Source organism: Stomatobaculum longum (assembly GCA_000242235.1).
In the GTDB taxonomy this organism is placed as follows: Bacteria; Bacillota; Clostridia; order Lachnospirales; family Lachnospiraceae; genus Moryella; species Moryella longum.
Window position 1 is genome coordinate 517,391 of record JH590863.1, and the last position, 24,841, is coordinate 542,231.

24 protein-coding genes are annotated in these 24,841 nt (G+C 56.6%); 21 read left to right on the forward strand and 3 right to left on the reverse strand.

The window, feature by feature from the left end; genetic code table 11:
• Positions 1-10 precede the first annotated feature (10 nt).
• Entirely contained in the window at positions 11-832 is an 822-nt protein-coding gene (locus HMPREF9623_RS08190; protein WP_009533435.1) for a putative hydro-lyase, read from the forward strand.
• 107 nt (positions 833-939) lie between these two features.
• On the opposite strand, the gene HMPREF9623_RS11900 is transcribed toward HMPREF9623_RS08190, so the two are convergent.
• The gene (locus HMPREF9623_RS11900; RefSeq protein ID WP_330362079.1) at positions 940-1,140 is read right to left on the reverse strand and encodes a type II toxin-antitoxin system RelE family toxin; all 201 of its coding nucleotides are present in this window, start codon (positions 1,138-1,140) and stop codon (positions 940-942) included.
• Positions 1,141-1,475: 335 nt separating this feature from the next.
• Between HMPREF9623_RS11900 and HMPREF9623_RS08200 the strand changes: the two genes are divergently transcribed.
• Positions 1,476-2,339: a DMT family transporter gene (locus HMPREF9623_RS08200; protein WP_040799932.1), complete on the forward strand. Its 864-nt coding sequence runs from the start codon at positions 1,476-1,478 to the stop codon at positions 2,337-2,339.
• Position 2,340: 1 nt separating this feature from the next.
• Here HMPREF9623_RS08200 and HMPREF9623_RS08205 read toward each other — a convergent pair whose 3' ends face one another.
• Entirely contained in the window at positions 2,341-3,192 is an 852-nt protein-coding gene (locus tag HMPREF9623_RS08205) for an aminotransferase class IV (protein ID WP_009533437.1), read from the reverse strand.
• Positions 3,193-3,361: 169 nt separating this feature from the next.
• Here HMPREF9623_RS08205 and cls point away from each other — a divergent pair, with 169 nt between their 5' ends.
• The 14 genes from cls to yajC all read left to right on the forward strand — a co-directional run bounded on the left by cls (position 3,362) and on the right by yajC (position 17,264).
• Positions 3,362-4,924 carry a cardiolipin synthase gene (gene cls, locus HMPREF9623_RS08210; protein ID WP_009533438.1) on the forward strand — a complete coding sequence of 521 codons (1,563 nt, stop codon included), beginning with the start codon at positions 3,362-3,364 and terminating at the stop codon, positions 4,922-4,924.
• 10 nt (positions 4,925-4,934) lie between these two features.
• Positions 4,935-5,855 (forward strand): mechanosensitive ion channel family protein, encoded by a 921-nt coding sequence (locus HMPREF9623_RS08215; RefSeq protein ID WP_009533439.1) that lies wholly within the window; start codon positions 4,935-4,937, stop codon positions 5,853-5,855.
• A gap of 3 nt (positions 5,856-5,858) precedes the next feature.
• Entirely contained in the window at positions 5,859-6,731 is an 873-nt protein-coding gene (locus HMPREF9623_RS08220) for a DegV family protein (protein ID WP_009533440.1), read from the forward strand.
• A 13-nt stretch (positions 6,732-6,744) separates the two neighbouring features.
• Positions 6,745-7,947 (forward strand): class I SAM-dependent rRNA methyltransferase, encoded by a 1,203-nt coding sequence (locus HMPREF9623_RS08225; protein WP_009533441.1) that lies wholly within the window; start codon positions 6,745-6,747, stop codon positions 7,945-7,947.
• 158 nt (positions 7,948-8,105) lie between these two features.
• The gene (gene rpmG, locus HMPREF9623_RS08230) at positions 8,106-8,267 is read left to right on the forward strand and encodes a 50S ribosomal protein L33 (RefSeq protein WP_009533442.1); all 162 of its coding nucleotides are present in this window, start codon (positions 8,106-8,108) and stop codon (positions 8,265-8,267) included.
• Positions 8,268-8,389: 122 nt separating this feature from the next.
• The gene (locus HMPREF9623_RS08235; protein ID WP_009533443.1) at positions 8,390-9,067 is read left to right on the forward strand and encodes a uracil-DNA glycosylase; all 678 of its coding nucleotides are present in this window, start codon (positions 8,390-8,392) and stop codon (positions 9,065-9,067) included.
• Between the two features lie 45 nt (positions 9,068-9,112).
• Positions 9,113-9,973 carry an undecaprenyl-diphosphate phosphatase gene (locus tag HMPREF9623_RS08240; protein WP_009533444.1) on the forward strand — a complete coding sequence of 287 codons (861 nt, stop codon included), beginning with the start codon at positions 9,113-9,115 and terminating at the stop codon, positions 9,971-9,973.
• On the forward strand, positions 9,973-10,461 hold the full coding sequence (locus HMPREF9623_RS08245; RefSeq protein ID WP_009533445.1) for a signal peptidase II: 489 nt from the start codon (positions 9,973-9,975) through the stop codon (positions 10,459-10,461). Before HMPREF9623_RS08240 ends, HMPREF9623_RS08245 begins: the two co-directional genes overlap by 1 nt.
• Positions 10,458-11,726: an HlyC/CorC family transporter gene (locus tag HMPREF9623_RS08250; RefSeq protein WP_009533446.1), complete on the forward strand. Its 1,269-nt coding sequence runs from the start codon at positions 10,458-10,460 to the stop codon at positions 11,724-11,726. Before HMPREF9623_RS08245 ends, HMPREF9623_RS08250 begins: the two co-directional genes overlap by 4 nt.
• A gap of 51 nt (positions 11,727-11,777) precedes the next feature.
• Complete coding sequence (gene scfA / locus HMPREF9623_RS08255) at positions 11,778-11,924, forward strand: six-cysteine ranthipeptide SCIFF (RefSeq protein ID WP_009533447.1); 147 nt, start codon at positions 11,778-11,780, stop codon at positions 11,922-11,924.
• 151 nt (positions 11,925-12,075) lie between these two features.
• Positions 12,076-13,506 carry a thioether cross-link-forming SCIFF peptide maturase gene (gene scfB / locus HMPREF9623_RS08260; protein ID WP_009533448.1) on the forward strand — a complete coding sequence of 477 codons (1,431 nt, stop codon included), beginning with the start codon at positions 12,076-12,078 and terminating at the stop codon, positions 13,504-13,506.
• Between the two features lie 22 nt (positions 13,507-13,528).
• Complete coding sequence (locus HMPREF9623_RS08265; RefSeq protein ID WP_009533449.1) at positions 13,529-15,724, forward strand: protein translocase subunit SecDF; 2,196 nt, start codon at positions 13,529-13,531, stop codon at positions 15,722-15,724.
• Between the two features lie 134 nt (positions 15,725-15,858).
• Entirely contained in the window at positions 15,859-16,962 is a 1,104-nt protein-coding gene (gene tgt, locus HMPREF9623_RS08270; RefSeq protein WP_408640649.1) for a tRNA guanosine(34) transglycosylase Tgt, read from the forward strand.
• Entirely contained in the window at positions 16,959-17,264 is a 306-nt protein-coding gene (gene yajC / locus HMPREF9623_RS08275; protein WP_009533451.1) for a preprotein translocase subunit YajC, read from the forward strand. The genes tgt and yajC overlap by 4 nt, the downstream gene beginning before the upstream one ends.
• 55 nt (positions 17,265-17,319) lie before the next feature.
• On the opposite strand, the gene HMPREF9623_RS08280 is transcribed toward yajC, so the two are convergent.
• Positions 17,320-17,922 (reverse strand): TetR/AcrR family transcriptional regulator, encoded by a 603-nt coding sequence (locus HMPREF9623_RS08280; protein ID WP_009533452.1) that lies wholly within the window; start codon positions 17,920-17,922, stop codon positions 17,320-17,322.
• 97 nt (positions 17,923-18,019) lie between these two features.
• Between HMPREF9623_RS08280 and HMPREF9623_RS08285 the strand changes: the two genes are divergently transcribed.
• The 5 genes from HMPREF9623_RS08285 (at position 18,020) to HMPREF9623_RS08305 (ending at position 24,830) form a co-directional block, all read left to right on the forward strand.
• Positions 18,020-20,488 (forward strand): hypothetical protein, encoded by a 2,469-nt coding sequence (locus HMPREF9623_RS08285; RefSeq protein WP_009533453.1) that lies wholly within the window; start codon positions 18,020-18,022, stop codon positions 20,486-20,488.
• 72 nt (positions 20,489-20,560) lie between these two features.
• Positions 20,561-21,853 (forward strand): UDP-N-acetylglucosamine 1-carboxyvinyltransferase, encoded by a 1,293-nt coding sequence (locus tag HMPREF9623_RS08290; protein WP_009533454.1) that lies wholly within the window; start codon positions 20,561-20,563, stop codon positions 21,851-21,853.
• 23 nt (positions 21,854-21,876) lie between these two features.
• Positions 21,877-23,061, forward strand: coding sequence for a methionine adenosyltransferase (gene metK, locus HMPREF9623_RS08295; protein ID WP_009533455.1), 1,185 nt, complete (start codon positions 21,877-21,879; stop codon positions 23,059-23,061).
• 33 nt (positions 23,062-23,094) lie between these two features.
• A complete protein-coding gene (locus tag HMPREF9623_RS08300) occupies positions 23,095-24,150 on the forward strand; it encodes a sensor histidine kinase (RefSeq protein WP_009533456.1) in 1,056 nt (351 codons plus the stop codon).
• On the forward strand, positions 24,147-24,830 hold the full coding sequence (locus tag HMPREF9623_RS08305) for a response regulator transcription factor (RefSeq protein WP_009533457.1): 684 nt from the start codon (positions 24,147-24,149) through the stop codon (positions 24,828-24,830). Before HMPREF9623_RS08300 ends, HMPREF9623_RS08305 begins: the two co-directional genes overlap by 4 nt.
• The last annotated feature ends 11 nt before the right edge of the window (positions 24,831-24,841 follow it).

Below are 24,841 nucleotides of genomic sequence, written 5' to 3' on the forward strand. Positions count from 1 at the left end.
GAGCGAACCTATGGCTTTTGACATCACCCCTTATATCGACAGGAAACCCTCTGAGGTTCGGCGGCTGATTCGGGAGGGGAAGATTGACTTCCCGACCGCCGGGATGTGCCGGGGCTATGCCCAGGCGAACCTGGTCATTCTGCCCGGAGAGTACGCGGCCGATTTTGAGCGCTACGCCGAGAAGAATCCGTTTGCCTGCCCTGTGCTGGAAATCGTCAAGGGAAGTCCCGAGACCCACGCGATGGGCGAGGGCGGAAATATCTGCAGCGATGTACCGCGCTACTGGGTCTATGAGAACGGCGTCGTGACCAAGGAGCTCACCGATGTCTCTTCGTACTGGAAAGAGGGCTATGTGGGGTTTCTGATCGGCTGCTCGTTTTCGTTCGAGGAAGCGCTGATGGCGGCGGGGGTTCCGGTTCGCCACATTGAGATGAAGCGGAATGTCCCCATGTTTAAGACCAATATTCAGACTGAGAAGGTCGGCCCCTTTGCGGGTCCCATGGTCTGCTCGATGCGGCCGATGACGCCGGAGCAGGCGAAGAAAGCCTATGACATCACGGTGAAGATGCCGAATGTCCACGGCGCGCCGGTGCAGATTGGCGAGCCGGAGAAAATCGGCGTTCGAGATGTGATGAAGCCGGACTACGGCGATGCGGTTGAGATTCGCGAGGGCGAGATTCCCGTGTTCTGGCCCTGCGGCGTGACGCCCCAGGCGGCGGTGGAGAATGCGAAGCCGCCGATTGTCATCACCCATGTCCCCGGTCACATGTTCATCACGGATATTGTCAATGCCGAGTTAAACGATTACCTGGAGCAGCGAAAGAACAGGTAAGACAACACGAGAAGCGCCCGTATCAATGAAGTTGTTGATACGGACGCTTCTTTGTCTTAAATCAGCCTTTTTCCGAAGCAGAAATGCAGTTCGTTCGGCAATGTCGGTCAGGCTTTATAGACACTGTTCCTGTGTCCGGCTTCGATGGCGAGAATGATCAGTTCCTTGTCCTCGATTTCGGCAAGGATGCGATCATTTCCGACACGATATCTCCATTGACCGCTGCGGTTTGAAGTCAAGCCTTTTCCGTGACGCCGCGGGTCATCGGTATCGACTAAGTTCTTTTCAATCCAGGACTTGATCAGAATGAGGACAGAGCGATCTAATTATTTGAGTGACTGAATTGCCTGTTTGGTATTTGATTTAACTTGGCAAAGTCTTGGAAGAGTTTTAACTCTTCTTCGCTGACGCGCAAACTGATTGTTGGCATAATAGCAACCTCCTGTAATACAATTGTGTTGACAAGCCGGAGCTTTGTCAAGCAAACAAAAATAGCAAGCACTAAATGTATCTATATAACAGAAAGCAGAAGGTGGGAAATGCAATGAAACATAGAAAAACTGCCTGAAACTTCCGCGAATCGCGCCTTGCGAAAAACACGGTTTCATCGCAAAATAATAAAAAAGAACAGCAAAGTGAGGAAATGAGTTTGAGAGGAAATACCGCGAAGGGAATTTTATTCATTGTGCTCGCTGCGGCGGGCTTTTCGCTGATGGCGGTCTTTGTGCGGCTCGCGGGGCCGTTGCCGGTCATGCAGAAGGTCTTTTTCCGGAATCTGGTCGCCGCGCTGGTCGCGATTTTTATGCTGCGGCGCGCGGGGGAGCCGTTCCGGATCGGAAAGGGCAATCGCCTGGCGGTGTTCCTGCGCTCGTTTGTCGGCATGCTCGGTGTCATCGCGAACTTCTGGGCCATCGATCATCTGCCGATTGCCGATTCGACGATGCTCAATAAAATGTCGCCGTTTTTTGCGATTCTGATGTCGCTCTTTATTTTGCGCGAGCGGCCGGTGAAGCGGGACTGGTTCTGCCTGCTAGTCGCGCTCACGGGGGCCATTCTGGTCATCAAGCCGGGAATCGGTCTCGCCTCGGTGTCGGCGCTGGTCGGTCTCTTCGGCGGTTTTTGCGCGGGCACGGCCTATACCTTTGTCCGGAAGGCGGGACAGGGCGGGGTCAAGGGACCGGTAATCATCCTCTCGTTTTCGGTGTTTTCTTGCATCACGGTGTTGCCGCTGATGCTTGCGGGATATGAGCCCATGGGTGTGCGGCAGCTTGCGTTTTTACTTCTGTCCGGCTGCGCGGCTGCGCTCGGGCAGCTCGGCATCACGATGGCCTACACCTATGCACCGGCCAAGGAAATTTCGGTCTACGACTACATTCAGGTGGTGTTTGCGGCGCTCTTCGGGTTTCTCTTATTCGGAGAATTGCCGGATCTGCTCAGCGTATTCGGCTATGTGCTGATCGTCGGCACGGCGGTGTACCGTTTTCTCGCAAGCAAAAAGACCGCCTGAATCAGGCGGTCACGGTCATGTATTCGTCGAGCAGGTAGCGGCGCAGGCGCTCAAAGAGTTCTGGAGCCTTGCCGCCGACCACTTTGCCGTCGATCCGGTCGGCGCGAATGCAGAGGTTTGAGGAACTTGTGACAATGACTTCATCTGCTGCGAAGAGCTCTGAGAGCGTAAAGGCGGTCTCATCGGTCGGAATCGAGAGAGCTTCGCAGGCGCGGAGCAGATGGGCGCGGGCAATGCCGCCGAGAATCAGGTTGTCGGCCGGGTGGGTCTTCAGAACGCCGTCCTTTAAAATGTGGACATTCGAGTGCGCGCACTCGGTCACGAGTTCGCCGGGGCGGTACAGGACCGCTTCGGCGGCGCCCGCATCGCGCGCTTTCTCGGAGGCCATGACAGACGGAATCAGGTTTAAAGTCTTGATGTTGCAGTGCAAAAAGCGGGTGTCCTCGCAGGTGATCAGGGACACGGGCTCTGCGCCGTCGGAAATTTTGTTCGGCGTCAGGGTGATCCAGAGTTTTCCGGGCACGCCGTGCTCGTAACAGTGGGAGCGCTTCTGGACGGCGGGATTGCCGCGCGTCACCTGGTAGTAGACAAAGAGTTCATCGTCATCCATTTCCCGGAGAAGGCGCTGTAAGAGCGCTTTCAGTTCGTCTTTCGTGAGCGGCATCGTGATGTCGAGCAGTGCCGCGCTCCGGAAAAAGCGATCCACATGTTCATCGAGTGCAAAGATAACGCCGTGCCGCGCAGGACCTGCGTCATAGACGCCGTCGCCGAACCAGGAGGCGCGGTCGCACATGGGAATTTGCATCTCGCTGAGGGGACCGAAGTTGCCGTCGTAATAGCCTAGTTCTTTCATCTTGTTTCCTCCTACGAAAAGCGGGCTGCCGCTATATTTTGACACTTCTATTTTAGCACAGACTTGCTTACAATGCGGGGCGGAAGTGCATAAAAACGCGACAAGAAGGGGCTTGCGTGTTACACTGAGAGAACAGTTTCTTCAAACGACGGAAAGGATACAGGGAGAGATGAGACGGGCAGTGCGGGTGGAGCGAAAAACAGAGGTGCGAAACGGCATCAAGCGCGGCTTGTTTGCGGTCTTCGCAATTCTGCTTGAGTTAATCTGGCTCTATGTGATGATTCGGGATCTGACGGGCGATTACCCCTGGATTCCGGTTCTGATTCACACTCTTGCGCTCATCCTGGTGCTCGGAATTTACGGGCGGCACATCAACGCCGCGATGAAGATGCCCTGGATTCTGCTGATTGCCGCGGCGCCGTTTTTCGGTGTCCCGCTGTATCTCTTGATCGGTTTTAACGGCGCAACACACCGCATGCGGCTGCGCTATGAGAAAATCGAAGATCGGCTGTTTCCGCTCATGCCGCAGCAGGGCGGTATTTTAGAGGAACTCGAAACGGTGGACTACGGCATCGCAAACCAGTTCCGCTACCTCTCGGACCGGCTCGGCTATCCGGTGTACCGCGACACCGACATCTGTTTTTATCCGACTGCGGAGGAAGCCTTTGCGGCGCAACTGGAGGCGCTCAAAAAGGCAGAGCGTTTCATCTTCATGGAGTACCACGCGATTGAGGAGAAGAGCGCGTTTGAGCGCCTCTTCGAGGTCCTCTCGGCGCGTGCGGCCGTGGGTGTGGAAGTCCGGCTCTTCTACGACGACATCGGCAGCATCTGGTTCATCGACCACGATTTTATCCGGCGCATGGAGGCGGCCGGCATCCGCACGAGAGTCTTTAATCCGATGACGCCTTTTTTCAATGCGTTCCTGGATCACCGGGACCACCGGAAAATTACGGTGATCGACGGAAAAGTCGGCTTTACCGGCGGTTACAATCTGGCTGAGGAGTACTTTAACATCACGCATCCCTACGGGCACTGGTTCGACACGGGCATACGCCTGACCGGTGAGGCGGTGCGCAGCCTGACCGGCATCTTCCTCGAGAACTGGAATTCCATCCGGAAGGGCGGGGGCGGTATCGAGGACTTCGGGCAATACCTCGCGTTGCCGGACTACTGCGCGGCGGAACCCGGCTACTGCCAGCCCTATGCGGATTCACCGCTGGACCATGAACAGACGGGTGAAAATGTATACATGAATCTCGTAAACCACGCGAAGCGCTATGTTTACTTCATGACGCCGTATCTGATTATCACGGACGAAATGAGTCAGGCGTTCTGTCTCGCGGCAAAGCGGGGCGTGGATGTGCGTATTGTGACGCCGGGAATCCCGGACAAGAAGATGGTCTATCAGGCGACGCGTTCCTACTACAATGTGCTTGCGCGCGCGGGTGTCCGAATCTATGAATACACGCCGGGCTTCATGCACGCGAAGCAATGTGTCGCGGACGATGAAATTGCGACCTGCGGGACCATCAACTTAGATTTCCGTTCGCTCTACCACCACTTTGAGAACGGCGTCCTGTTTTACCGCTATCGCGCGGTGCTCGACATTAAGCAGTGTTTTTGGAATACCTTCCCGCAGTGCCGTGAGGTCACGGAGCGGTATCTCCACGGCAGAACATTGTTTCAGCGGGCTGAGCACTGTCTGCTCCGCCTGATTTCGCCGCTACTTTGAGGAGGCAATCATGACAGATCAAGTCGGACAGGTTTCGAATGCGGTCTCGGAGGCGGTCACGGAGAAGGTGACCGAGCATGTGACCTTTGTGCAGTGGTTCTGGCACAATGTGCTCTGGAAACCCGGAACGGGGGCAATGCTCTGGGGGATGCTGCTCCGAACGGTCTTTGCCGCGCTGCTCTGGTGGATCGGCACGCACCTCATCCGGAAGATTCTGGGGCTCTCGCTCAAACCGAAGATGCAGCTGCCGATGGATAGAACCATGCGGCGTTTCCTTCTGAATGCGACCCGGACGGCGCTCTACGCACTGCTGGTGCTCGCGGTCATTGCGGTGCTCGGCATCCCGATGGCTTCGGTCACGGCGGTCGTCGCTTCGACCGGTGTGACCTTAGGGCTTGCCATGCAGGGCGCACTCTCAAACCTCGCGGGCGGCATTATGCTGACGCTCACGCGTCCGTTTGCAATCGGCGACTATATCGAGGCAGCGCAGGTCGGCGGCACGGTCGATGAAATCGGACTCTTTTACACGGTGCTGGTCGGCATCGACAACAAGAAAATCACGGTGCCGAACGGCAGCCTGATGAATGCGAACATCACCAACTACAGCTCTATGGCAAAGCGCCGTCTGGATCTCACCTTCCTGGTTGGGCGGAACGAGGACCCCGAGCGCGTCAAAGAGATTTTGCGGGCGGCGATTGCGGCGGAGAGCGCGGTCTTACAGCCGCCGGACGCCGTCGCGGCGCCCTTTGTCGCACTCACGGAGCTGCAGGAAAAAGGCCTGCTCTTTACGCTGCGGGTCTGGTGTAAGAACCCGGATTACTGGAACTTAAACTTTGCGCTCACGGAGCGCATTGCGAAAGCGTTTCAAGAGGAACACATTTCCCCGCCCGCGCAGCCTTACCGCGCCGTGGCCGAGAATGAGGAGAGGTAAATCATGAAGACAGCGATTGTGACAGATTCCAACAGCGGTATTTCTCGGGCAGAGGCCGAACAGCTTGGCATTTTTGTACTGCCCATGCCCTTTATTGCGGGCGAGGAAGTGTATCACGAGGGGAAGAACCTCACGCCGGATCGCTTCTACGAACTTTTGCAAAGCGATACGGTGCTTCGCACTTCGCAGCCTTCACCGGGCGAGATGGCGGCGCTCTGGGATCGTTTGCTCGAGGACTACGAGGAACTGCTCTTTATTCCGATGTCCTCGGGGCTCAGCGCCTCCTATGCTTCCGCGTGCCTGCTCGCCGAGGACTACGACGGCCGGGTTGTGGTCGCGGATGCGCACCGCATTTCGATTACGATGCGTCATATCATCCGGGACGCACTCGCGATGCGCGAAGCAGGGATCTCGGCACAGGAGATGAAGGAAGAGATTGAGAAACTTGCCTTTCTCTCGATTGTCTATGTCGGCGTGGAGGATCTGAAATATCTGAAGCGCGGCGGCCGGATTTCGGGGGCGGCTGCCACGGTCGGCAGTATTCTGAACATTAAGCCGCTCCTGGTCATCAAGGGCGAGAAGGTCGAGCCGTTTGCAACGGTCCGCGGCACAAAGCACTGCAAGAAGCGGGAAGTCGAGGAGATTGTCAAGGCAGCCGCGGAATTCCGCGCGGAGGGCAGAAAGATATGGGTCGGCCAGACCGGAAGTTTCTTGGAGGCGGCCGATGTCGCCGACTGGCAGGCGCTCGGACAGGCGGCATTTCCGGAGGAGACCGTGACCTACGACCCGCTGTCCTACAGCGTCGCCTGCCACACAGGGCCGAACGCCTTCGGCATGGGGGTCTCGGTACGCTGGGAACCCGGCATGCGAAACTGAGGAGGAACGGAACATGTATCCCTGCAAGGTAACGGTGAAAAAAGGAGCGGCCCGAAGTTTTAAGAGCGGCGGCGCCTGGATTTATGACAACGAAGTGGAGCGGATCGAGGGGGACTTTACGAACGGTGATCTCGTGACGGTGCTGGATTTTGACGGTTATCCGCTCGGCAACGGTTTTCTGAACATGCACTCCAAACTGCGCGTCCGCATGATGACGCGGCACGCGGAGCAGCAAATTGACGAGGCGTTTTTAAGACAGCGCCTTCTGGACGCCGTGCGCCTCCGAAAGCAGGTCATTGACACCTCGGCCTGCCGCCTGGTTTTCGGAGAGGCGGATTTTCTGCCGGGGCTCACGGTCGATAAGTTCGGCGATGTCCTGGTGCTCGAGAGTCTGGCGCTCGGCATGGACAGAATGAAGGAGACCGTGCTTCGGCTCCTGCTCGAGGTGCTCTCCGGTGAGGGGCTGCCGATACGCGGCGTTTATGAACGGAGTGACGCGAAAGAGCGGCTCAAGGAGGGAATGGAGCGGCATAAGGGCTTCCTCTCGGCGCCCTTTGACACGAAAGTCGAGATTCGGGAAAACGGCGTTCGCTATCTCGTGGATGTCGCAGAGGGGCAGAAAACCGGCTTCTTTCTGGATCAGAAGCTGAATCGCCGTGCAATCCAGCGGTTTGCGCCGGGCGCCAGGGTGCTGGACTGCTTCACGCACACGGGGTCTTTTGCTTTAAACGCGGGTCTTGCGGGCGCGCGGGAAGTGCTGGGGGTCGATGCCTCGGCGCTCGGTGTCGCACAGGCCACCGAGAATGCCGCGTTAAACGGACTCTCGGCGCGCGTGCGCTTTGAGACCGCGGATGTGTTTGAGCTGCTGCCGAAACTGGAGGCTGCGAAAGAGCGCTTCGAACTTGTGATTCTGGATCCGCCGGCCTTTACCAAGTCGCGGGAGACGATTAAGCGCGCGGTCAAGGGCTATCGGGACATTAATCTTCGCGGGATGAAGCTTGTGCGGGACGGCGGCTTTTTGGCGACTTGTTCCTGCTCGCACTTCATGGATCAGGAGCTGTTTGCGAGAACCCTGCAGGAAGCGGCGCGCGGCGCGAGAAAGCGCCTCCGCCAGGTGTACTTTTCCACGCAGGCGCCGGATCATCCGATTCTCTGGGCGGCCGGAGAGACCTATTACCTCAAATTTTTCATTTTTCAGGTGCTCGACGAAAAATAAAGGCGCGCACGGATTGACAGCCGGGTAAGGCTTTGCTACTATGAATATGCAAACAGGATGCAAATACGAGTGCCTCAAAGTCGCAAGAGCCTCCCTGTTCCACATCCTGTGTCCGCTCCGGCGCACTGCCGGAGCGTTTTGCTGAGAGGAGAAAAGCCATGGCAAATTCAGGAAGAACGCGCGTCACCCTTGCCTGCACGGAGTGCGGGGACCGGAACTATACCACCACGAAGAACAAGAAACTCCACCCGGAGCGCATGGAGGCAATGAAGTATTGCCCGAGACTTCGGCGCTATACGCTGCACCGGGAAGTGCGCTGAGGGCGAAACAAACCCCTTGCACGGCAAAAAAGCCGCGCAGGGGGTTTCGTTTTATGCTATGATTTAGGCATATTTTTAAAGAAAAACAAATAGTTACCGCGAGGAGAGGAAGGTGAGGTTTTGTGGCAGCTATTGAGAATGACTGGCTCCCGGCGCTTCGGGCGGAGTTTAAAAAGCCGTACTATGCGAAGCTGTATCACTTTATAGAAGATGAATACCGGACAGAGACGGTATACCCGGCGGCGGATCGGATTTTCGAGGCGCTGACGCTGACGCCGCTTGAAAAGGTCCGCGTCGTGATTTTGGGGCAGGATCCCTACCACGAGCCGAACCAGGCGCACGGGCTCGCCTTTTCGGTGTTGCCGACGCAACCGGTGATTCCGCCTTCGCTGAAGAACATTTACCGCGAACTCCACGACGAGCTGGGCTGCTATATTCCGAACAACGGGTATCTCAAAAAATGGGCGGAACAGGGCGTGCTGCTCCTAAACACGGTGCTCACGGTGCGCGCCCACGCGGCTTTTTCCCACCGGAATCAGGGCTGGGAGCAGTTTACCGATGCGATTCTCGCCGCGGCAAATCAGTCGGAGCATCGTCTGGTCTTTCTGCTCTGGGGGCGCCCCGCGCAGGAGAAGCTCCCGATGCTTGATACATCAAGACATCTCGTATTGACCTCGCCCCACCCCTCGCCGCTCTCGGCGAGTCGCGGCTTCTTTGGCTGCGGGCATTTCCGGAAGACCAACGAATTCCTGCAGTCGGTCGGCGAAGCGCCGATTGACTGGCAGATTGAAAATATATGACGCCCGTAAGGCGGATTAACGAAAAAAGGAGAACAGAGAAGACGCATGCGCATCATAGAAATCCTGAAAGTCATAGTGCTCGGCATGGTGGAGGGTTTCACGGAGTGGCTCCCCATCAGTTCGACCGGCCACCTCATTTTGATCAACAAATTGATTCAGCTGGATGTATCGCCGGAATTTATGGAGATGTTTCGCGTTGTGATTCAGCTCGGCGCGATACTAGCCGTGGTCATGCTCTACTTTGACCGCCTGAATCCTTTGAGTCGCTCGAAACGCGGCGACCAGAGAAGGGTTGCCCTGATCCTCTGGAGTAAGATTATTGTGGCCTGCGTACCTGCGGCCATCCTTGGCAAGCTGCTCGACGACTGGATGGACGCGCACCTCTACAACGGTCTTGTGGTCTCGATTATGCTGGTCATTTACGGCATCCTCTTCATTCTGATTGAGAATCGAAATCAGACGAGCAAGCCGCAGATTACCAAGATGTGGCAGCTAAACTACCAGACCGCGCTCTACATCGGCATGTTTCAGGTGCTCGCGCTGATTCCGGGAACCTCGCGTTCGGGCGTCACAATACTCGGCGCCGTGATACTCGGCTGTTCCCGCGCGGTGGGCGCGGAGTTTTCCTTTTTTGTGGGGATACCGGTCATGTTCGGAGCAAGCCTCTTGAAGTTTGCGAAGTTTGTGAAGTTCGGTTTTCGTTTCAGCAATGCGGAGATTCTTTATCTCGTGCTCGGGATGCTTGTCGCTTTCCTGGTCTCGGTCTACTCAATCCGTTTTCTGATGAGCTGGGTCAAGAAGAATGACTTCAAGGTCTTCGGTTATTACCGGATTGTGCTCGGCGTCATTGTCCTGATCTGGTACATCATGTCCACGCTGATGGGACGGAGCATGGGGGCGGCGTGATGTGGTACTATCGCCTGATTGCCTGTCTGACGGCGCTCGACCTGATCGGGAAAAGCGCAATCGAGGGTCTGCCGGATCGCTCGTTTCCGCGGGAAATGCCGGGCGGGAAACCGGTGTTGCTGCTCAAAAAATTTCGGAATCGCGGCCTGCCGCTCGGGTTTCTGGAAAAACGCCGGGAGGTGGTGAAATACGGGCCACTGCTGGTCGAGTGTCTTGTGCTGCTCCGCCTCTCGCGCCTCTTGCCGAAGCGCGGGCGAAAGATCGAAAAGACGGCACTTGCGCTGGTGCTTGCGGGCGGCGGGAGCAATTTGTTTGACCGCTTTTTCCGGGGCTATGTGGTTGATTATTTTTCGTTTACGCCAAAAAAACTGTGTCATCTGGTCTTTAATCTGGGAGACCTTTACATTGCCGCCGGTATGGTTGTCCTGTCGGCGACGGAACTTGTGCGAGGCCTTCGGCGCATCGGAATAAAAGGAGTGAAACATTGAGTCATCAGGATCTTGTCGAACTATGTATGCTGATTGCCCTGCTTGTGCTCTCGGCGCTGTTTTCTTCTTCGGAGACCGCGCTCACCACGGTGAACCGCATCCGCATCCGTACCCTCACGGGACAGGGGGATAAGCGTGCCATGACCTTGCTTGCGGTGTTACAGAACCCCGAGAAGATGCTCTCGGTCATTCTGATCGGCAACAATGTCGTGAATCTCTATGCCTCCTCGCTCGCGACGACCGTGACCCTCTCGCTCTTCGGCAGCAAACTGGTCGGTGTCGCGACGGGCATCCTGACCCTCGCCGTGCTGGTCTTCGGCGAAGTTGCGCCGAAGACCATGGCAAGCCGCAACGCCGAGCAGATTGCGCTCCGCGCGGCGGGACCTGTCAAATGTCTGATGTGGCTGTTTACGCCCCTGGTCTTTGTGGTCAACAATCTGGCGCGGCTCGTGATGAAGCTGTTCGGCGCGGATCGCCCCGGCAAGCGGGAACTCATGACCGCGGAGGAACTGCGTACCATTGTGCAGGTCGGACATGAGGACGGTGTGATCGAGAACAGCGAGCGGAAGATGATTGATAATGTGTTCGACTTCGGCGACCGCAGTGCGCGCGACATCATGATTCCCCGCATCGATATGACCTGTATCGATGTGGAGGCCGGCTACGACGAACTTATGGAAGTGGTGCGCGAGGAAAAGTATACGCGTATTCCGGTCTACAAAGAGAGCGCCGATACCATCGTGGGCATTTTGAATATCAAGGATCTTCTGTTCCGCGCGCAGGATAAACCCTTCCGCATCGCAGAGCTCATGCGGAAGCCTCTCTTTACTTATGAACAGAAAAAAACTTCGGAGCTCATGGTCGAGATGCGGAAAAATTATACGAATCTCGCGATTGTGCTCGATGAGTACGGCGTGACAGCCGGTATGGTCACGATGGAAGACATTCTCGAGGAGATTGTCGGTGAAATCCGCGACGAATACGACCGCGACGAGGAGAAGAGCATACGGCGCATCGCCCCGAACACCTATCTGATTGAGGGCAATGTGAAGATTGACGATGTGAACGAGGTCCTGCAGTTGCACCTCGCATCGGAAGACTATGAGTCGATCGGCGGTTATGTGCTCGAGCAGCTTGAACACTTTCCGAAGGAAGGAGAGTGTGTGACAAAAGGCGGCATCAGCTTCACGGTTACGCGCATGGAGCAGACCCGAATTGCCGAGGTGAAGCTCTCTTTGGCACCGGAGAAATCCGTTGTCAAGTAATTTTTCGTATGCTATACTTTTTTCAGTATCACGGAGAGGAGGATTAAGAAGATGAAGCATGTTATGACGCTGAATGAGAAGCCTCTGAAGGCAAGCATGGCGCACGGTGGTTGCGGCGAGTGCCAGACTTCCTGCCAGTCCGCGTGCAAGACTTCCTGCACCGTTGGAAATCAGAGCTGCGAGAACGAGAACAGATAAGATCCCGGAGACGTCGGGAGACCCCTACAGTCTGAAGAGGATTGTAGGGGTTCTTATCTTGCGGAGTATTTTTGCGGTCTGCGCGCGGCGGGGACCGCATAGAGATAGAGAGAAGTTTGTATTTGAGTAGAGATAGAAAGCAGGTAAAGGCTTGATTCATCAGTTTATTAACAACGGCATTGCCATCGTGATGGATGTAAACTCCGGCTCGGTGCATGTCGCGGACCCCGCATTTTACCGCGCCGTACAGGTGACGGAGCCTCTGGTCGGAGAACTGGAGCGGCCGGAGCCGCTTCCGGAGGCTGCCAAGGAGGCGGTTCGGAAGGAACTCGGCGGTGAGTTCCCGGCGGAGGAAATCGAAGAGGTCATCGAGACCATGCAGGCGCTCATCGACGGCGAAGAGCTGTTCACCAAGGACAGCTATCAGACGTTTGTGCGCGACTTCAAGGCGAGAAAGACGGTTGTCAAGGCGCTCTGTCTTCACATTGCACACGACTGCAACCTCGCATGTCGCTATTGCTTTGCGGAAGAGGGTGAGTATCACGGCAGAAGAGCGCTGATGAGCTTTGAGGTCGGCAAGAAGGCTCTTGACTTCCTTGTCGCGAATTCCGGTGCAAGACGGAATCTCGAGGTCGATTTCTTCGGCGGCGAGCCGACCATGAACTGGAAGGTCGTAAAGCAGCTGGTCGAATACGGGCGCTCGCTCGAGAAGACGCACGATAAAAAGTTCCGCTTTACGCTGACCACGAACGGCGTGCTCTTAAACGATGAGATCACGGCGTTCTGTAACAAAGAGATGTCGAATGTGGTCCTCTCGCTGGACGGCCGGAAAGAAGTGAATGACCGCATGCGTCCGACGCGCGGCGGGCAGGGCAGCTATGACATCATTGTCCCGAAGTTCCAGCGTTTTGCGGCGGAGCGGGACAAGGAGCACAAGGACTACTACATCCGCGGCACGTTTACGCACAACAATCTGGAGTTTTCCGAGGATGTGCTGCACTTTGCGGATCTCGGCTTCAAGAAGATGAGCATGGAGCCGGTGGTAGCGGACCCCGCGGAGCCCTATGCGATTCGCGAAGAAGACTTGCCGATTATCCTCGAGCAGTACGACAAGCTCGCTGCCGAGTATGTGAAGCGCCGCCGGGAGGGAAAAGGCTTTGTCTTTTTCCACTTCCAGATTGATTTGAAGCAGGGACCCTGTGTCGCGAAGCGCCTCTCCGGCTGCGGCTCGGGCACCGAGTATCTCGCGGTCACCCCCTGGGGCGATTTTTACCCCTGCCATCAGTTTGTCGGCAAAGAGGAATTTTTGCTCGGCAATGTCGATACCGGCATTCAGCGCAGCGATATTTGCGACGAGTTTAAGCTTTGCAATGTCTATGCAAAGCCGAAGTGCAAGGATTGCGAAGTGCGTTTCTATTGCAGCGGCGGCTGCGCGGCAAATTCTCAGAACTTCCATCACAATCTGACGGATGCCTATGAGATCGGCTGTGCGATGCAGAAAAAGCGGATTGAGTGTGCCATCATGATCAAAGCGGCTGAAATGCTGGATGCCGCGGCGGCGGAGGAAGCAAAGGCAATCTGACAGTTTAGGGAGGGTAGCTAGTATGAAGAGCGAAAAGGGAAAGGGTGCGCTGCGCCTTCTGGTGCTCCTGGCAGTGCTGGTCGGCTTCTTGTATCTCGCATTCGACAGTATGCGCGGAAACAAGATTAAGCTCGGCCTCGATTTGGCGGGCGGCGTCAGCATCACATATCAGGCGAAGGAAGAGAATCCGAGCTCGCAGGACATGAAGGATACCATCTTCAAGCTCCAGCGGCGTGTGGAGACGTATTCCACCGAGGCGCAGGTCTATCAGGAGGGACGGAACCGCATCAACATTGACATTCCGGGCGTCTCCGATGCAAACCAGATTCTCGAGGATCTCGGCCGGCCGGGTTCGCTGACCTTCGTGGACCCGAGCGGCAACACCATTCTGACCGGCGATCAGGTGAAGAGTGCAAAGCCTGCGCAGATGCAGAACAAGACCACGGGACAGAGCCAGTATCTCGTGGAACTCGTCTTCACCGAGGAGGGCTCGAAGGCCTTTGCCGAAGCGACGAGCAAGCTGGTCGGTCAGCGCATTGCGATTATCTACGACGGCAGAACCTATTCGAATCCTGTGGTCAAGGAAGCCATCACCGGCGGCACCTGCCAGATTGACGGTATGCAGAGCTACGATGAGGCAGACCAGCTCGCGTCCACCATCCGTATCGGTTCGCTGCGTCTCGAGCTCGAAGAGCTCCGCTCGAATGTGGTCGGCGCACAGCTCGGCCAGCAGGCGATTCACACCAGCTTGAAGGCCGGCGCAGTCGGCTTTCTCGCGATTGTCGCCATTATGGTCGGCATCTTCTGGCTGCCGGGCCTCGCGGCTTCGCTCGCACTCGCACTGTACATTAGCCTCACGGTCTGCTTAATCAGCGCGTTTGATATCACGATGACCCTTCCGGGTATCGCGGGTATTATTCTCTCGGTCGGTATGGCGGTCGATGCGAACGTCATCATCTTTACCCGTATCCGTGAGGAGATCGGACTCGGCAGAAGCGTGCGGGATGCGGTCAAGGCCGGCTTCCACAAGGCACTCTCTGCGATTGTCGACGGAAATATCACGACGCTGATTGCGGCGGCAGTTCTCTACATCATGGGCACCGGCACCATCAAGGGCTTTGCGACGACCCTCGGACTCGGCGTTGTGGTCTCGATGTTCACGGCTCTTTTGATTACGAGAAGCTGGGTCACGGCGTTCCTGGAGCTCGGCCTCGACAAGAAGGGATTGTTCGGCGCGGTCAAGGAGAGAAAGACCTTCGACTTTATCGGCAAGAGAAAATTCTTCTTCGGCTTTGCGCTGGTCGTCATCGCCTCCGGTTTCATCGGCATGGGCGTTTACCAGGCAAAGACCGGCAGCGCACTGAACTTCGGCCTTGACTTTAAGGGCGGTACCTCGACCAATGTGACCTTCAATCAGGACATGTCGCTCGAGCAGATTGATGCGGAAGTGAAGCCCGTGGTCGCGGCTGTGACCGGCGACAACGATATTCAGGCGGCAAAGGTGCAGGGCACCAATGAAGTCATCATCAAGACTCGCGCGCTGAGTGTCGAAGAGCGCCAGTCCCTCGACCAGGCACTCGCGGAGAAGTTCTCGGTTGACCAGGAGAAGATTACGGCGGAGAGCATCACGGGAACCATCTCTGGTGAGATGCGCCGTGACGCGGTGCTTGCAGTTGCGATTGCACTGCTTCTCATGCTGGTCTACATCCGCTTCCGTTTCTCGAATTTCCGCTTCGCGGCGTCGGCTATCATGTGCCTCTGCCACGATGTGCTGGTTCTGTTTGCGTTCTATGTGCTGTTCCGCTGGAGCATCGGCTCCTCGTTCGTGGCCTGCATATTGACACTGGTCGGTTACTCGATTAACGACACAATCGTTATCTTTGACCGCATCCGCGAGAATCAGAAGCTCTATCCGCGCATGGACAGAAAGGAACTCGCAAACAAGAGTATCACGGAGACCTTCTCGCGCTCCGTTCTGACCTCGCTCACGACCTTTGTGACGATTTTCATTCTGTTCCTGCTCGGCGTATCGTCGATTCGCGATTTCACGCTGCCGCTCATGGTCGGTACGATCTTCGGCACCTATTCGTCGATTGCAATCGCGAGCCCGCTCTGGGATCTCATGGAGACGCGGCACGATAAGCAGAGGGCGGAGGCTGAGGCCGCTGCCAAGGAAGCGGAGAAAGCTGAAAAGGCTGCAAAGAAAAAGAAAAAGTAAGGAAACAAGAGAGCCGGGCTCTCGAACAGACGGCAGAGGAAGAGGAGGAGCAGAGCTCCTCCTCTTCTTGGCAGAGAGGAAAAAGAGTGAAATACAAAATTCTGGCAAGTGAGGGAAGAGCAAAGCGTGCACATATGGAGACGGTGCACGGCAGCATTGAGACCCCGGTCTTTATGAATGTCGGGACGGTCGCGGCTATCAAAGGTGCGGTCTCGACCGACGATCTGAAGGAAATCGGCACGCAGGTACAGCTCTCAAACACCTACCATCTCCATGTGCGCCCGGGCGACGGAAAGGTCTCCGGCGACCGGCTGATACACGAATTCGGCGGTCTGCATCGCTTTATGCACTGGGACAGACCGATTCTCACGGACTCCGGCGGCTTTCAGGTGTTTTCGCTGTCGGGCATGCGGAAAATCAAGGAGGAAGGAGTTACCTTTCGCTCGCACATCGACGGCAGAAAGATTTTCATGGGACCGGAGGAGAGCATGCAAATCCAGTCGAATCTCGGCTCTACGATCGCAATGGCCTTTGACGAGTGCCCGCCGAGCCTCGCGGAGCGAAGCTATATCGAGCAGAGTGTGGACCGGACCACGCGCTGGTTAAAGCGCTGCAAAGCGGAAATGGCGCGGCTCAATGCCCTGCCGGACCGCGTGAATCCGGAGCAGTTCTTGTTCGGCATCAACCAGGGCGGTATTCTCGAGGATGTGCGCATACGTCACGCGAGAGAGATAGGCGAACTGGATCTCGACGGCTATGCGGTCGGCGGCCTGGCGGTCGGCGAGAGCGCCGAGGAGATGTACCGCATTCTGGACGCCGTGGTGCCGGAGCTGCCGCGCGAAAAGCCGACTTACCTGATGGGCGTCGGGACGCCGCAGAACATTCTGGAGGCGGTGGAGCGCGGTGTGGACTTCTTTGACTGTGTGTATCCTTCCAGAAACGGCCGCCACGGCCATGCATATACAAACAGCGGCAAGATTAATCTCTTCAATAAAAAATATGAGCTGGATCCGAGGCCGATTGAAGAGGGCTGCGGCTGTCCGGCCTGCCGCTCCTATTCCCGCGCGTATATCCGCCACCTTTTAAAGGCGGGGGAGATGCTCGGAATGCGGCTTTGCGTCTTGCATAATCTTTACTTCTATAATACAATGATGCAGGAAATCCGTGACGCCATCGAAAAGGGTGAGTTCCGGGCATACAAAGAGAGAAAAATAAAAGGTATGGAGGCAAAAGCATGAGCGGAGTCTTACTGGCAGGCGGGACGAACAACATCCTGTTCTGGGGTGTTTACATTGTATTTTTCGGTGCGCTGATTTATTTCATGGCATACCGCCCGCAGCAGAAGCAGAAGAAGCAGCAGGAAGAGTTGTTTGCGAGCATCGCAATCGGCGATTCGGTGCTCACGACGGCGGGCTTTTACGGTGTTATCATCGACATGACCGATGACACCGTGATCGTTGAGTTTGGCAACAACAAGAATTGCCGAATCCCGATGCAGAAGTCTGCGATTGTCCAGGTGGAGAAGCCGGGCGAAAATTGACGAGGGACAAAAAGAGCGTCGGCACAGTGCCGACGCTCTTTTGCTATCTCAAGGATCAGGACCGGGTCAGAGTCCAGTCCGGCGGTAACAGGGTGGAGGAGCCGAAGACAATGAAGCGCTCCGCGAGCGCGGACATATCCTCCGGCGATAAATCGGTGTCATTTTCAACCCAGCGGCGTATCATACCGATTGCGCCGTCGATGACATAGGAGTAAAAATATTCATACTCGTAGGAAGAGTTGCCGTCGATGGCAGCCCACCACGGCACCAGGATTTTCTCCTGAAAGACCGCGCGGAGCTGATCGAGGAAATGCGGGTCGCCGTTCACACCGAGCAGAATCCGGAACAGATCTGCATTCTTCTGGACAAAGTAGAGCAGGTCAATCAGAAGTTTCCGGGGACTGCCCTTGACTTCCTGGACGTCATGGCGCTCAAGGAGCGCGGTGAACTGGAGAAACATCTCCTCCTCCAGATTTTTCAGGAGGTCAAAGACATCGTGATAGTGCAGATAAAAGGTGCCGCGGTTGATGTCGGCGAGCTCGGTGAGCTCCCGTACACTGATATCCTTGACAGGCTTTTTCAGGAGAAGCGCACTAAGACAGCGGCGCAGTGCCGCACGTGTCTTTCGGATTCTTCGGTCTGGTCTGTCTTCACTCATAAAAAAAGCTGCCTCCTCTGCTACAAATCTGCTAACCTATAGAATAACATTTCGCTTGTCGTTTTACAATCACAGAGCCTGAAAGAAGAGAGAAGTTATGTCAATTACGATGAATCATGCGCCAAAAAGAAGATTGCGCTTCCGTTTGCTGCTTTTTTTCCTGCTCTTTGCGGTGGCGCTCACGGTCTGGTTCGCGCTCTCTCTGCGGGAGCAGCGGAAGCAGCGCGAGGGAGAGAGAACCTATCTCGCCGAGCCGGCACTGCCGGTGGTCTGGACGGAGACCCTGTCGCGCCGCATGGATGTGCTGCGCGCCTACAAGAATCCGACCGACGCCGATATCGCCTATGACAGCCTGATTATCCTGCCGGAGGATCGGAAGCTGCCGCTCTCGGTGGAGAGCGGTGCGGTGACTGTGACGGGCATCCGCTACGAAATCCGCTCGACCGACTTAAAGGATTTGATTGAGCGGACCGAGATTACGGACTGGGAGACACAGGATAAAAACGTAAAAGTGGTCCTGCCGATTCAGAATCTCGTGCAGCCGGGAACGGAGTATCGCCTGGATCTCACGGTGAAAACCGCGGAGGCCGGCGAGCTGCACTACTACGCGCGCATTCTGCTGGACGCCGCAGGCCGGGCGGGCGACTTTGTGGCGCTCGCGGAGGGCTTCAGCGACCGGAACTTCGACTATGACAGCGCGAAGGAAAATGCTGTCTTCCTCGAGAGCGGCGACGGTGGCGACAATACGAGCCTCGGACATGTCGATTTAAAGTCGAGCTTTAATCAGCTGACCTACGGGGGACTCAAACTCACGATTACGGGCGAGGCGGATCTTCGTCTCCTCGAGTACAACGGGAACACGGCCATTGTGTCGCGGAGTTTTCTTGCGTCGCGGGACAGCGAGGACCAGAGCCAGATGCAGTTTGAAATCAATGAGAATTTCGTGATGCGAAAGGGACCGGAGCGCATTTACCTCATGGACTACACCCGCACGATGCACGAGATTTTCCTCGGCGATCAGTCCGGTTTTTCCGGCAATAAGATGTACCTCGGCATCAGCGAGGATGGCAGTGTACAGGCGGAGAGTAGCAAGGGTAAGCGCTGGAAAGCCGTGGTGTCAAGCGGAGACCTCTGGCTGCTCGACGGCGCGCGCAGCCTCTACACGCGCATCTTCTCGTTCCGGAGCGGTGTGGACAGCGGTATCCGCGCGGGTTACCGGAAGCACCGCCTGAAAATCCTCTCGCTCTCCGACAAGGGAGACATTGATTTTGTGCTTGCGGGGTATATGAACCGCGGCGAACACGAGGGCGAAGTCGGCATCTCGCTGATGCACTATGACAGTGCAAAGAGCGCGGTCACGGAACAGGCGTTTATTCCGAGTACGGAGAGCTTTGAGGAACTCTGGGCGGATATGGAAACGCTCTCGGCGGAGAGCGGCGGCTCGATGTTTTATTTCAAGCTCGGCAATGCGGTCTACGGACTCGATCTGCAGAGCAAGGAGTATATTGTGCTCTGTGCCGATGCGGCGCAGAGTAACCTGCAGGTCAGCGCCTCGCAGGAGGAACTCGCCTGGCAGGACACGGCAAATCGCTTCGGCGCGGCGACGCTGGTACAAATGCAGGTGGCCAACCGGAGCCGGACTAATATTAACGCCGGCACAGGGCAGTTACTTCGCCCGCTCGGCTATCTCGGACACGATTTGACGGTCGGGCTCGCCGAAGAGGGAAATACCTGGGATTTGAACGGCATCACGCGGGAGCTCCCGCTCTCGGCGCTCGAAATTACGGATAACAATGCGAAGACGCCGGATCCGACGCGCTATGAGGAGAACGGTGTACTGCTCTCGGATATCGATGTGACCGGTTCGCGCGTGCACCTCGAGAAGCTGTCGAAGACCGGAGACCACAGCTTTCGCGTGATCGGCAGCGATACCATCGTCTCGAATTCGCTCGAAGAGGTGGCGCCGCGGGTGCTGACGGAGAACAGCGCGGAGAAGGAGAAGGTCTATTACACGGCGACACCGCGCGGCTTCCAGGACAGAAGAGCCCGTGCGGCGGCCTCGGACGCCGTGAGTTTTGACAGTGCGCCGCGGATGCAGGTTGACAAGCAGAGCGATGACGGCGCGCGCTACGAGGCGTACGGTCAGGGCAAGTATCTTGGGCGCTTTCAGACCGCAGGTGAGGCCATCAATGCGGCCTATGAGAGCCGGGGCTATGTGCGCGCCGACGGCAGCATGCTCTACTGCCGCGCGGGCACGGCGAGCGCGCGCAATATCAAGAGCCCGGAGCAGAGTAAGGATGCCCTTTTGGCAGCGCGGCAGAACGGCACGGCCTTGGATCTCTACGGCACCGATCTCCGCGCGGCGCTCTACTTTGTCGCAAACGGCATGCCCTTGCTCGCCTATTCGGACGGCGGCGCGCCGCTGATACTCTACGGCTACGACCGCGCGACCGTTTCGCTGTACCGGATTGACGACGGTACTTACTTTAAGCTCACAATGGAGGAGGCAGAGCGCATGTTTGAGAACGGAAGATGTGACTTTACGGCGCTCCCGGCCGCGCGCTGATTTACGAACCAAGAAAGCTGTGATATACTCGCACTGACCATGTTCTGGCGACAATACGCCAAAAGGAGTGAAATGGCACAATATATCATGAAAGGCGGAAATCCGCTGGTCGGTGAAGTCACGATTAGCGGCGCAAAGAACGCGGCGCTTGGCATACTCGCAGCATCCGTCATGGCCGATGAGGATGTGTTGATTGAAAACTTACCGGACGTCCGGGATATCAATATGATGCTGGAGGCAATCCGGGAGATCGGGGCGGAAGTGACGCGCCTTGACACGCACACCGTGCGCATCAACGGCAAATCCATCTCTGCGCTCTCGGTGGAATCGGAGAATATGAAGCGGATTCGCGCCTCATATTATCTGATCGGCGCCCTGCTCGGCAAGTACCGGTGGGCGGATGTGCCGATGCCGGGCGGTTGTGATATCGGACAGCGCCCCATAGACCAGCATTTGAAAGGCTTCACGGCACTCGGCGGAGAGGCGGAGCTCGTCAACGGAAGAATCTGCGTTGCGGCGAAGAGATTGCGCGGCGAGCATATCTTTTTCGATGTTGTCTCGGTCGGCGCAACCATCAATGTGATGATGGCAGCTGCACTCTCGGAGGGAAGAACTATACTCGAGAATGTGGCAAAGGAACCGCACATTGTGGATGTCGCAAACTTTCTGAACAGCATGGGCGCGAATATCAAGGGCGCAGGCACCGATGTGATCCGCATTGTCGGTGTGCCGCGGTTTCACGGCACCACCTATTCGATTATCCCGGATCAGATTGAGGCAGGCACTTTCATGTTCGCGGCGGCAATTACGCGGGGCGATATCCGCGTGAAAAACCTGATTCCGAAGCATATGGAGGCAATCAGCGCAAAGCTCTATGAGATGGGCTGTGAGCTGGTTGAGTCCGACGACGAGATTCGTGTCATCGGGACGCCGCGGCTTCGCGCCGTCAATGTAAAGACGTTGCCCTATCCGGGCTTTCCGACCGACATGCAGCCGCAGGTCGGTACGGCGATGTCTCTGGCGCGCGGCACAAGCGTGTTGACCGAGTCAATTTTTGAGAGCCGCTACCGCTATCTGCAGGAACTCCGGCGCATGGGCGCCTGTAACAAGGTGGAAGGCAATACGGCCATCATCAGCGGAGTCGAGAAACTCAGCGGCGCGGAGATCAAAGCCTGCGATCTTCGGGCAGGTGCGGCACTGGTGCTCGCGGGTCTTGCGGCCGATGGCATCACAACAATTTCAGATATCCATTTTATCCAGCGCGGCTATGAACATTTCGAGGAAAAGCTCCGCGCGCTCGGCGCCGTGATTGAATTGGCGGAGAACGAGCGGGAGGCCCGGAAGTTCAAGCTGGTCGCCGGATGAGCAAGCAGTAGAGGAGAGAGAGAATGGAGAGAAGATTATTCACTTCGGAGTCCGTGACCGAGGGACATCCGGATAAAATTTGCGACCAGATTTCGGACGCGGTTCTGGACGCACTGCTCGCCGAGGATCCGGAGAGCCGCGTGGCCTGCGAGACCTCGACGACGACCGGCCTCGTTGTGCTGATGGGAGAAATTTCCACAACGGCGCGGATTGACTATCAGCAGTTGGTGCGCAATACCATCCGGGAGATCGGCTATACGAGAGGCAAGTACGGCTTTGACTGCGATACCTGCGCCGTGCTGACCGCACTCCACGAGCAGTCGCCGGACATTGCGCAGGGGGTGAACCACGCACTCGAGGAGCGCGAGGGCGAGAAGGAGTGGGATTTGAACCAGGGCGCGGGCGATCAGGGCCTCATGTTCGGCTATGCCTGCCGGGAGACGGAGGAGCTCATGCCTTATCCGATCAGCCTCGCACATAAGCTCTGCCGCAAGCTGACAGAGCTCAGAAAGACAAAGAAACTCCCGTATCTTCGCCCGGACGGCAAGAGCCAGGTCACGGTCGAGTACGATGAAAACGGAAAGCCGGCGCGCCTTGACGCTGTCGTGCTCTCGACGCAGCATGATCCGGATGTGAGCCAGGAGAAGATTCACGCGGACATCAAGAAGTATATTTTCGACGAGGTGCTGCCGGCGGAACTGGTCGACGAGCACACGCGCTTCTACATCAATCCGACCGGCCGCTTTGTAATCGGCGGGCCGAACGGCGATGCGGGTCTCACCGGAAGAAAGATTATTGTCGACACCTACGGCGGCTATGCGCGCCACGGCGGCGGCGCGTTCTCGGGCAAGGATCCGTCCAAGGTGGACCGCTCGGCAGCGTATGCGGCGCGCTATGTCGCAAAGAATCTGGTGGCCGCGGGACTCGCGGACAGCGTTGAGATTCAGCTCTCCTATGCGATCGGCGTCGCAACGCCGACTTCGGTCTCGGTGAATTCCTTCGGAACCGGCAAGCTCTCGGACGAGCAGCTCTGCGATATCGTGCGGAAGGAGTTCGATCTCCGGCCGGCCGGCATCATCCGCATGCTCGATCTGAAGCGGCCCATTTACCGGCAGACCGCAGCGTACGGCCATTTCGGCAGAGAGGATCTTTCGCTTCCGTGGGAGAAGACGGACCGCGCGGAACAGTTGAAGAAATATCTCGCCTGAGATTTTGAATAGTTTTGCTCGGAGGGACTGTCTGTGAAGCAGACCAGAATCAGATTATTCGGTTCGGTCCTGATGATTATCATCATTCCCATGGCACTTTTCATTTTGGGCGTTTGGAAGAACAGCGATTCCTATCTGACCACGCAAGTGTTCATCTCGGGAATTGCTGTTCTTGTTATAGTGGCTTTTTCGATGGCGTTCTGGTTCTACGGTGCGGTGATTTTGCCGCTCGAGCGTCTCGAGCAGGCGATGCGGGAAATTAAAAACGGAAATTTTGACGCGCCGCTGAACACCGAGGATGTGTCGAGCGAGATGCGCGGCCTTATGGATGACTTTGAGGAGATGCGGCTCCGCCTGAAGGAGAATCAGGAGGAGAAGCAGAAGGCGGACAGCGACGCAAAGGAATTTTTAAGCAACATCACCCACGACTTAAAGACCCCGATCACCTCGATCAAGGGCTATGTGGAGGGAATTCAGGACGGCGTCGCGAGCAGTCCCGCACAGATGGACCGCTATATTCGCACCATCTATAACAAGGCAAACGAGATGGATCATCTGATCGATGAACTCACCTTTTATACCAAAATCGACGCGAATCGCATTCCCTATCACTTCGCGATTCTGCCGGCGGCCCAGTTCTTTGCGGATTGCGCCGAAGACTTGCGGCTCGAGACCGAGGCGCAGGGGTTTCTCTTTTCCTATGCGGCGGCACTCGGCAGCGAGGTCAGAATCATTGCCGACGCCGAGCAGATGCGGCGCGTCATCAACAACATCATCAGCAATTCGATTAAGTATTGCGACAAGAAGCCGGGACAAATCCGGATGCGCGTGATGGACGACGGCGATTTTGTGCGCGTGGAACTGTCCGATAACGGCCCCGGCATTTCGAAGCAGCAGCTGCCCTATGTGTTTGAGCGTTTCTTTCGCGCGGATGAGGCGCGGAGCTTTAAGGGCGGCAGCGGCATAGGCCTCTCGATTGTGAAGAAAATCATAGAGGATCACGGCGGCAGGGTCTGGGCGCGCTCGGAACCCGGGAAGGGCATGACGATACTATTCTCGCTCAGAAAACATATGGAGGATATGACTTGAAACGCATATTGATTGTCGAGGACGATGAGAGCATAGCGGAGCTGGAGCGCGACTATCTGCAGGCGAGCGGCTTTGAGACGAAACTCTGCTTCAACGGGCGCGAGGGCATGCAGGAGGCACTGAGCGGCACCTACGATTTGATGATTCTGGATCTGATGCTGCCGGGGGAGAGCGGATTTGAGATTTGCCGCGAGGTCAGAGAGCGCTTTAACACCCCGATTCTGATTGTGAGTGCCAAGCGGGACGATATCGACAAGGTGCAGGGCCTCGGGCTCGGCGCCGATGACTATATCACGAAGCCCTTCTCGCCGCGGGAGCTTGTGGCGCGCGTGCGGGCGCATTTGAGCCGCTATGAGCGCCTAGTCTCCGCGAAACAGGGAGATGTCCTCGTAATCCGTGGACTGAAAATAGACCGGAGCGCGCACCGCGTCTTTGTGAACGGCGAGGAGCGCACGCTCACGGCAAAGGAGTTCGATCTTCTGAACTTCCTCGCCTCGAACCCGAACCGCGTGTTCAAGCGGGACGAATTGTTCCGTGAAATCTGGGGCGAAGAGAGTATCGGTGAAATCGCGACGATTACAGTACACATCAAAAAGATACGGGAAAAGATAGAGGTGGACAGCGCAAAGCCGCAGTACATCGAGACCATCTGGGGTGTCGGCTATCGCTTTCGCGTATGACAAGGAGGAAG

Coding starts and splice junctions, on each gene's coding strand:
- HMPREF9623_RS08215 (WP_009533439.1), top strand. CDS start 4,935: ATGACAGATCAAGTCGGACAGGTTTCGAATGCGGTCTCGGAGGCGGTC.
- yajC (WP_009533451.1), top strand. CDS start 16,959: ATGAGCGGAGTCTTACTGGCAGGCGGGACGAACAACATCCTGTTCTGG.
- HMPREF9623_RS08200 (WP_040799932.1), top strand. CDS start 1,476: ATGAGTTTGAGAGGAAATACCGCGAAGGGAATTTTATTCATTGTGCTC.
- HMPREF9623_RS08290 (WP_009533454.1), top strand. CDS start 20,561: ATGGCACAATATATCATGAAAGGCGGAAATCCGCTGGTCGGTGAAGTC.
- cls (WP_009533438.1), top strand. CDS start 3,362: ATGAGACGGGCAGTGCGGGTGGAGCGAAAAACAGAGGTGCGAAACGGC.
- scfA (WP_009533447.1), top strand. CDS start 11,778: ATGAAGCATGTTATGACGCTGAATGAGAAGCCTCTGAAGGCAAGCATG.
- HMPREF9623_RS08240 (WP_009533444.1), top strand. CDS start 9,113: ATGCGCATCATAGAAATCCTGAAAGTCATAGTGCTCGGCATGGTGGAG.
- HMPREF9623_RS08225 (WP_009533441.1), top strand. CDS start 6,745: ATGTATCCCTGCAAGGTAACGGTGAAAAAAGGAGCGGCCCGAAGTTTT.
- HMPREF9623_RS08220 (WP_009533440.1), top strand. CDS start 5,859: ATGAAGACAGCGATTGTGACAGATTCCAACAGCGGTATTTCTCGGGCA.
- metK (WP_009533455.1), top strand. CDS start 21,877: ATGGAGAGAAGATTATTCACTTCGGAGTCCGTGACCGAGGGACATCCG.
- rpmG (WP_009533442.1), top strand. CDS start 8,106: ATGGCAAATTCAGGAAGAACGCGCGTCACCCTTGCCTGCACGGAGTGC.
- HMPREF9623_RS08190 (WP_009533435.1), top strand. CDS start 11: ATGGCTTTTGACATCACCCCTTATATCGACAGGAAACCCTCTGAGGTT.
- HMPREF9623_RS08285 (WP_009533453.1), top strand. CDS start 18,020: ATGTCAATTACGATGAATCATGCGCCAAAAAGAAGATTGCGCTTCCGT.
- HMPREF9623_RS08280 (WP_009533452.1), bottom strand. CDS start 17,922: ATGAGTGAAGACAGACCAGACCGAAGAATCCGAAAGACACGTGCGGCA.
- HMPREF9623_RS08265 (WP_009533449.1), top strand. CDS start 13,529: ATGAAGAGCGAAAAGGGAAAGGGTGCGCTGCGCCTTCTGGTGCTCCTG.
- HMPREF9623_RS08205 (WP_009533437.1), bottom strand. CDS start 3,192: ATGAAAGAACTAGGCTATTACGACGGCAACTTCGGTCCCCTCAGCGAG.
- HMPREF9623_RS08245 (WP_009533445.1), top strand. CDS start 9,973: ATGTGGTACTATCGCCTGATTGCCTGTCTGACGGCGCTCGACCTGATC.
- tgt (WP_408640649.1), top strand. CDS start 15,859: ATGGAGACGGTGCACGGCAGCATTGAGACCCCGGTCTTTATGAATGTC.